Genomic DNA, 5,410 nt, shown 5'->3' with positions numbered 1-5,410 from the left:
TTATTCTTCAGGAGTTTTTCTGGAATACTTCCGGTAAGTAATGGAATGCCCGATTCTTTAAGATCTCTCTCGTAAGGAAATATCTCGGTTTCCGATTCAAAATCATACCAGATGTTACCAGAGAACTGTTCAACGATGAAATTATCTTTTTCCCGAATAATACACATCCTTAAGATCCTGAAATTAATAAGATACTTCAGGTTTGTCCTACAAACATTGGCGATCTCTTCCAGGTTCGAACAACGATTTATACCGTTGGCGAACTTAGAGTATGCTTCATAAGTGATCCTGTAAAGCTGGGAAGTATTACTGCTAATGTCCTGCATCGTAAAAGGAAACCCTTATTCCGGAGTTTCTAAAAGTTCGTTATCGATCTTTATTCCAGATACATCTGCAATCGTATTCAGCATGTTTACCAGATCTGCCTGAGCCATAAGCTCCTGGATTTCTCTCTTTGTAAAACCTGCTTTTTCCAGACTACTAAAATCTTCATCAGAAATATCTGAATGATTTAAAGCTGCTTTGGTAACGATCTGTACAGCGGTTCGGTAACTTACCGGCATCGACGGACTATTGATATGTTGTGTAGCTTTAAAACCTTCATCTTCCGAGATCATACTGCTCATACTATCTGCAAATATTCCGTGAGCATGAGAACAGTAATTGCAACCTCTCTCTTTTGAAACGTTGTAGATGATCAATTGCTTTAATACGTTAGGAACTTCACCTTCCATAAGCGTATTCTTCAATTTGCTCCAGTTCCCTTTTAGTAGAGTCGCATTATCACCCTGGCATTTAAACCAGTTTAAAACGAAGGGCAGTTGTAAGGTTTTTTTGGTATCGTCGTAAATTGTTTGAACTTCAGGAGAAGCTTCATCGTAGGAAACCATTCTATAACGAGACTGGTTCTGGGGTAAGATTTGATTCATGTAATTGTAAAGGCTATAATTTATTTTTCGGGCTGTAAATATTATAGTTATTTTTTGCATTTCATCGATGTGAAAGCGCATTTAACTTTTTCTTTCAGAAATACTTACTCTAGTTTTTAAGAATGTAAGATATAGACTACAATCTTAACGAGTTAAATATTTTGTAATCTTTAGTAGGAGAGCGATGGTATCTTTAGTTTTGAATAGATTAAAAACTACATAGAGAAATGGCAATATTCGGTTCTATAATCAAGAGTTTAATTGATATAAAAGATTCTTTTACTTCAGAAGGTGACGCTAATACCGAACAACTGGATGTTTTGAAAAATCTATTAGAGAAGGCAAAAGATACAGCCTTTGGAAAGCATTATAAGTTTGCAGAAATCCTTGAGGCAGAAGATGTGGAAAAGGAATTTGCAAATAGAGTTCCTTATTTTGATTATAATAAAATTGATAAAGAGTGGTGGCATTTATACCACGAAGGGGAAACAGATGTAACCTGGCCGGGTACACCACCATATTTTGCTTTAAGTTCGGGAACTACTGGTAAGACCAGTAAAAGAATCCCGGTGACTGAAGATATGGTTGATTCCATTCGGAATGCCGGAATACAGCAGGTGAGTGCTCTTAGCCATTTTGATCTTCCAGCAGATTTTTTCGAAAAAGAAATAATGATGTTGGGAAGTTCTACAGATTTGCAGAAGGAAGGAGATCACGAAGAAGGTGAAATTAGTGGTATTAGCGCCAGTAATATTCCATTCTGGTTTAGAGGTTATTATAAGCCAGGCGTTGAGATCGCTAAAATTGATGAGTGGGATGAGCGTGTAAAGAAGATCGCAGAGACTGCAAAAGAGTGGGACATAGGTGCATTAAGCGGAATTCCGTCATGGATGGAACTTATGCTAAAAGAAGTTATTAAATATCATAATGTTGATAATATACACGAGATCTGGCCTAATCTACAGGTTTACACTTCTGGTGGAGTTGCATTTGAACCATACGAGAAAAGTTTTAATGCGTTACTTGGGAAACCGGTACAGGTTATTGATACTTATCTGGCTTCCGAAGGATTTTTGGCGTTTCAGCAAAGGCCAAATACGCACTCAATGAAGTTGATCACCAATAATGGGATCTATTTCGAGTTCGTACCGTTCAAGCCTGAATATATTAATCAGGACGGATCACTAACAGATGATGCGCCGGTTATTTCCATAGACGCCGTAGAAGAGGAAGTTGATTACGTATTATTAATTTCGACCGTGAGTGGTGCCTGGAGGTATATAATTGGTGATACCATTAAGTTCACAGATAAAGAAAAGCATGAGATCAGAATTACTGGAAGAACAAAATTTTTCCTGAATGTGGTAGGCTCTCAACTTTCAGTAAATAAAATGAACGATGCTGTTCAGGAACTTGAAGAAGAGTATGATATCAGGATCCCGGAATATGTAGTTTCAGCTAAACGGGGAGAAGACAATGAATATTATCATTACTGGTATTTGGGGACAGAGGATTCTGCAGATGCGGATAAATTAGCTGAAAGCCTGGATAACGCTTTGAAAAACGCCAATAAGAATTACAAAGTAGCTCGTGGAAAAGCCTTGAAAGGTGTTCGTGTACAAACTATAGATCCCAATACTTTTCATGAATGGAACGCAGCCAACAAGAAAAAAGGTGGCCAGGTTAAAATGGAAAAAGTAATGAATGAAGAGAAGTTCGCAGAATGGGAAAAATTCATTAAAGACCTCAAATCGAAGAACTAATCGATAACTTCTTCATGAATTTCATCAATTAGGACCATAATCTCTTCCTGAGATAAATATAAATCCTGGATCCTGCTCTTATAGCTTTCACTAAGTTTGGAGTGATTCAGGATAAAATCTTTAGTAGCAATAATGTTCTGTCCTAATCCGTGGTTTACAGCATACGTATCTGCAGCTCTTTCTGCTTCACGTATATAGTTGTTTGAGGTTACGTAACGAATTCCAAACCACAACATATCTATGGCAGATCGATCGCGATAGTCCATCACATGACCAAGTTCATGACCAAGCCAACCTATTAAAACTTCAGAAGGGACGTCCTTTACGCTAAAGGTCTCATCTTCGATCTTGAATTTTTCATTAATGTAAATAACATAGCTTCTATTCTTCCTGTTTTTGAAGAATCCGCTCAACTTTGGCTGAGCCTGCATAAATGACTTTTTTATGTTCTTTTTGAATTTAAATTCAATTGGGGTGTCTTTAAGTTCCGGGTAGTGAGAGAGCGCTACGTAGGTTTCACGCCATATATTATCTGGTACAATCTTGTTGCTATACTCTAAACTGTCCTTTTGATGCATGTTCGATTTCTGCTGGGCATTGCACCACGTAAACATCATCATGATTATGATAATACTGAATCTGCTTTTTTGTAGGCTTGCCATAGTTATTTAATATTTTTAAAATTACAACAAAATTGATGCCTCTGGAACATTCGAATTTTAAAATAGACTTAAATGTTTCGATCACAGGCAAAAAAAAAGTGGGCACAGCCCACTTTTATATACTTAGAAGTTACAAATTATCCTTGTAGTACCTTCTGCAGTCTTTGTTGAAGTTCAGGATCTTTTTGTAATGCCATTACCAGTTGTTGGTAGCGCTCTCTACTAAGGTCACTTTCACCAATCAATTTCTCCATTCTCTGTTGAAATTGTGGCTGAATCTCTTCCAGTTCTGCAACTATAACTTTATACTGTTTTGATTCAGCTTCAGTCGTTTCCGCCTCCTTATTTGGATCCATGTTTGCCTGATGAATTTCATTGAATCGTTGAAGATCCAGTTCCTGTTCCTGGACAACCTGTATCATCTCTTGTTGAGCTTCCTGATTTACCATTCTCATTTTCTGAAAAACTTCAGCAAATTCAGTTAATTCAGAATCGGTTACCTCTATTTGTTGTTGTGGTAGTGGTGCATTTTGAGCATTCACCGTTGCTGTTCCCAATGCGAAGATCATCGCAATTCCACCTAATATCTTTTTCATAAATCTTTTATTTTATATTTAAGCTGGTGAACTTACAGTATTCAGTAAAGCTCACCAATTCTTTAAGAAAGATGATCAAATACTTAAGAGAGGTTTAACTGCATTCACACTAATCTGTTAAACCTAAAATGTTTTTCAACGATTTTGATAAAGTGCGACCCATTCTTCAACAGAAAATCTGGTCATAAGCTCACCAATAAGATTATAAGGAATTTGCTGCATATTCCTAAAACGAACACAACTTTTTCCCATATCAGGTTTCTTCCCGGTCATACTTTTATAGCTTTTTATAAACCAATTTCTCAACTCAGCGTCTGCATAAATACCTGAATGATAAAGTGCAAGGTAATTTTTTTGATTGGCAAGATGTGCAAAGGGGAGTGGTAGTTTGGGATCACAATGATATCCTTCTGGAAATATAGAATGAGGCACCACGTAACCTATCATTTTGATTTCCTCGAATCCTTTGGGAAGGTTATCCAGAATAATATTTCTCAAATTCTGGAGCGCTTCTCTTCTTTCTGCTGGAGCTTCGGAAATATACTGTTCTGGAGAACTGCCTTCAATTTGCATGATCTTATTTTCTTCAATCTAAGGAATGCCGTGGATTCTTTTATAAACTTTTACTTCTGAAGTTTTTGATATAAATAACTCCCAGAATTGGACCTGCAGCGAGTATCACGAACATATATTGCTGAGGAAGTAGTTCCTGGCTCCTACCGACAATCTGGATACTCAATATAGTGATCGCGTATCCTATAGAGTTGACTAAAGTAAGTGCAGTTCCCCGACCTTCAGCAGGAGCAGATCTTGCGATAAGTGTTGAAAACAAAGGAGAATCGGCAATAACCATGACACCCCAGAATATCAGAAAAATAATAAAGAACACTTCCGAAGCAAATAACATTAGCAAAGGAGATATGAGACAACATATTCCTGAAAAGATCAATGCAGTTCTGGCAACACGAGCCACGCCGAATCTTTCAGATAAAATACCACTGATAGCACAAGCCACCGCTCCAGAACCAATAATGAGAAAACTATGAAGAGGAATATTCGAGATACTATCAGGGTGGAAGTGATTGTAAATTTTTAACATAAAAGGGACAAAAGCCCAAAAGGCATAGAGTTCCCACATATGGCCAAAATACCCAAATGCAGCGCTTCGAAAATTAGAATTTTGGAAGAGTTTGAGAATATTAAAAGAATCTTTAGCCTCATGAGGTTTCCGAAATGGTCCATCGGGAACCAGCATCCTGAGGAGAAGTCCGCCTGAAAGCGCCAATGCGCTTGTGCTAGTAATAACCACATTCCAGCTCAATTGAACAATTTCGCTGGTAGCTTTCAATAAATGAGGAAAACCCGTACCCAGAACCAGTGCGCCTACCAGAAACCCCAGAGACCGGCCCAATCCTTTCTCGAAGTGATCTGAAGCTATTTTCATCCCAACCGGATAGATA

6 protein-coding genes and 1 pseudogene are annotated in these 5,410 nt (G+C 37.7%); 1 reads left to right on the top strand and 6 read right to left on the bottom strand.

Annotated elements, in window-relative coordinates; all coding sequences use genetic code 11:
• Both QZ620_RS13400 and QZ620_RS13395 read right to left on the bottom strand, forming a co-directional pair.
• Nucleotides 1-326: pseudogene (locus QZ620_RS13400) on the bottom strand (histidine kinase); the annotation flags it as partial.
• A gap of 15 nt (nucleotides 327-341) precedes the next feature.
• Nucleotides 342-929: a carboxymuconolactone decarboxylase family protein gene (locus tag QZ620_RS13395; protein WP_295182577.1), complete on the bottom strand. Its 588-nt coding sequence runs from the start codon at nucleotides 927-929 to the stop codon at nucleotides 342-344.
• Nucleotides 930-1,156: 227 nt separating this feature from the next.
• Here QZ620_RS13395 and QZ620_RS13390 point away from each other — a divergent pair, with 227 nt between their 5' ends.
• Nucleotides 1,157-2,692, top strand: a complete 1,536-nt coding sequence (locus tag QZ620_RS13390; RefSeq protein ID WP_295182575.1) for a GH3 auxin-responsive promoter family protein — start codon at nucleotides 1,157-1,159, stop codon at nucleotides 2,690-2,692.
• Here the strand turns inward: QZ620_RS13390 and QZ620_RS13385 are convergent.
• The 4 genes from QZ620_RS13385 to QZ620_RS13370 form a co-directional block, all read right to left on the bottom strand.
• On the bottom strand, nucleotides 2,689-3,354 hold the full coding sequence (locus QZ620_RS13385; protein ID WP_322302292.1) for a hypothetical protein: 666 nt from the start codon (nucleotides 3,352-3,354) through the stop codon (nucleotides 2,689-2,691). The two genes, QZ620_RS13390 and QZ620_RS13385, sit on opposite strands and share 4 nt — an antisense overlap.
• Nucleotides 3,355-3,491: 137 nt before the next feature.
• Nucleotides 3,492-3,950: a DUF4168 domain-containing protein gene (locus tag QZ620_RS13380; protein WP_295182574.1), complete on the bottom strand. Its 459-nt coding sequence runs from the start codon at nucleotides 3,948-3,950 to the stop codon at nucleotides 3,492-3,494.
• A gap of 135 nt (nucleotides 3,951-4,085) precedes the next feature.
• Nucleotides 4,086-4,523 carry a DUF1801 domain-containing protein gene (locus QZ620_RS13375; protein WP_295182572.1) on the bottom strand — a complete coding sequence of 146 codons (438 nt, stop codon included), beginning with the start codon at nucleotides 4,521-4,523 and terminating at the stop codon, nucleotides 4,086-4,088.
• 40 nt (nucleotides 4,524-4,563) lie between these two features.
• On the bottom strand, nucleotides 4,564-5,410 hold an 847-nt coding region (locus QZ620_RS13370), incomplete at its 5' end, for an MFS transporter (RefSeq protein WP_295182570.1).

Source organism: uncultured Christiangramia sp., assembly GCF_913046405.1.
In the GTDB taxonomy this organism is placed as follows: Bacteria; Bacteroidota; Bacteroidia; order Flavobacteriales; family Flavobacteriaceae; genus Christiangramia; species Christiangramia marina.
This window is presented reverse-complemented; position numbering and strand designations above follow the sequence as displayed.

Bases quoted from the DNA above. Each gene is read 5' to 3' on its own strand.
- QZ620_RS13390 (WP_295182575.1), top strand. From the start codon at position 1,157: ATGGCAATATTCGGTTCTATAATCAAGAGTTTAATTGATATAAAAGAT.
- QZ620_RS13385 (WP_322302292.1), bottom strand. From the start codon at position 3,354: ATGGCAAGCCTACAAAAAAGCAGATTCAGTATTATCATAATCATGATG.
- QZ620_RS13395 (WP_295182577.1), bottom strand. From the start codon at position 929: ATGAATCAAATCTTACCCCAGAACCAGTCTCGTTATAGAATGGTTTCC.
- QZ620_RS13380 (WP_295182574.1), bottom strand. From the start codon at position 3,950: ATGAAAAAGATATTAGGTGGAATTGCGATGATCTTCGCATTGGGAACA.
- QZ620_RS13375 (WP_295182572.1), bottom strand. From the start codon at position 4,523: ATGCAAATTGAAGGCAGTTCTCCAGAACAGTATATTTCCGAAGCTCCA.